Annotated in this window: 1 protein-coding gene; it reads left to right on the top strand. The window is 61.4% G+C overall.

The window, feature by feature from the left end; translation table 11 throughout:
• Positions 1 to 1709, top strand: a 1709-nt coding sequence (locus EN925_RS34755; protein WP_206633108.1) for a VCBS domain-containing protein, incomplete at both ends; no start/stop codon positions are given.

The raw sequence follows: 1709 nt of genomic DNA, 5'->3' as shown, positions 1-1709 counted from the left end.
CCTACGTGGTCAACGAGAACGACTCGACGGTCCAGGCCCTCAATACCGGCGGCTCCACCACCGATACGTTCAACTACACGGTCAGCGACGGCAGCCTGACGGACATGGCAGTACTCACCGTCACCATCAACGGTGCAAATGATGCGCCGGTAATAGATCTCAACGGCGGGTTGGCCGGAACATCAACAAGCCTCAGCTATACCACGGGATCGGCCGCGACCGCTATCGCTCCATCTGGAACTGTCGCGGATGTTGACTCCGCTGATTTCAACGGAGGCTCGCTGACCGTCGCATTCACGGCAAACGGCACCTCAGCCGACCAGTTGACGATCCAGAACCAAGGCACGGGCCTCGGCCAGATCGGCTTCAGCGGCAGCAACGTCACCTATAGTGGAACGACCATTGGAACGTTCACCGGCGGAACGAACGGGACAAACCTCGTCGTCACCTTCAACGCCAACGCCACGCAAGCCGCAGCGCAAGCGCTGGAGGATCACATTCGCTACTCGAACGCGACCAGTGCTACCACGACAAAGACTGTGACCTTTACGCTGGTGGACGGGGACGGAGGTACCGACACAGGCACAGCCACGGCGACGATCAATGTGACGGGCGGCGATACTACGGCTCCCAACATCGCACTGATAACGGGCGTTCAGGGAAATGCCGGGGCACCGAGCACGCTCGTCGTCCAGTTCAGCGAAACCGGAATGAACCACACATTCTTCGATTCAACGAAACTAGCTTTGTCGAATAATGTGACCCTAGTGTCGACCACGGGCACGTGGGGCACCGCAACCGACGGCGGTGGCAATACGGTAGATACGTATACTCTGCTGGTGAACAAGCCCAACAACGGCACGACATACACGGCAACTTTTTCTGCTGGAGCCTTCAAGGACGGCGCCGGCAATCTAAGCACCGCCGGGTCTCAAATCGGCCTCAAACCCGCAGGCACTTCCGGCGAGCCCATCAACCTCGCTCTCACCGATCCCTCGCATGAAGGTGCGCTCATCACCGTCACGGTGAAGGACGTACCTTCGGGCTGGACCATCGACGGCGCGACGCATAACGCCGATGGAAGCTGGACGACACAGACCAGCGACCTGCGCGGGCTGACTGTCACCACATCGGCCAGTTTCACCGGGGCAGCCGTGCTCGACGTCCAGATGACCTGGATCAACGCCGACGGCACCTCGGGCAGCGCGTCGATCGCCGACAATGTCGAGGCCTACGCTCCGGGCTCGCCGATCTTCGCCTGGTCGGGCGACGACGTGCTGACCGGGTCCAGCGGCAACGATCTCTTCGTCTTCTCGCAGCCGATCGGTGCCGATACGGTGCATAATTTCGACGCCGCGGCCGATCAGATCGACCTTATCGGCTACAACGGACTGGCGGACTTTGCCGACCTGCAGACCCATATCGCCGACGATGCCCACGGCAACGCGGTGATCACGCTGGGCGATGGGCAGTCGATCACGCTGGATGGCGTGCACTCGGGCGCGCTGACGGCAGGCAATTTCGTCTTCGACCAGACGCCGGTGGTCAACAATGCCGGCACCATGACGATCGGCGACGGCGCCTTGCTGCCGCTGAGCGGCATGATCAACAATAGCGGCCTCATCTCGCTGGACTCGACCGGCGGTGAAACGCTGCTGCAAATCATCCAGCATGGCGTGACCCTGCAGGGCGGCGGGCAGATCCTGCTG

This window comes from Mesorhizobium sp. M7A.F.Ca.US.006.04.2.1 (assembly GCF_004022915.1).
In the GTDB taxonomy this organism is placed as follows: domain Bacteria; phylum Pseudomonadota; class Alphaproteobacteria; order Rhizobiales; family Rhizobiaceae; genus Mesorhizobium; species Mesorhizobium ciceri.
Note: the sequence above shows the minus strand (reverse complement) of the source record. Positions and strands in the feature narration are given on the sequence as shown.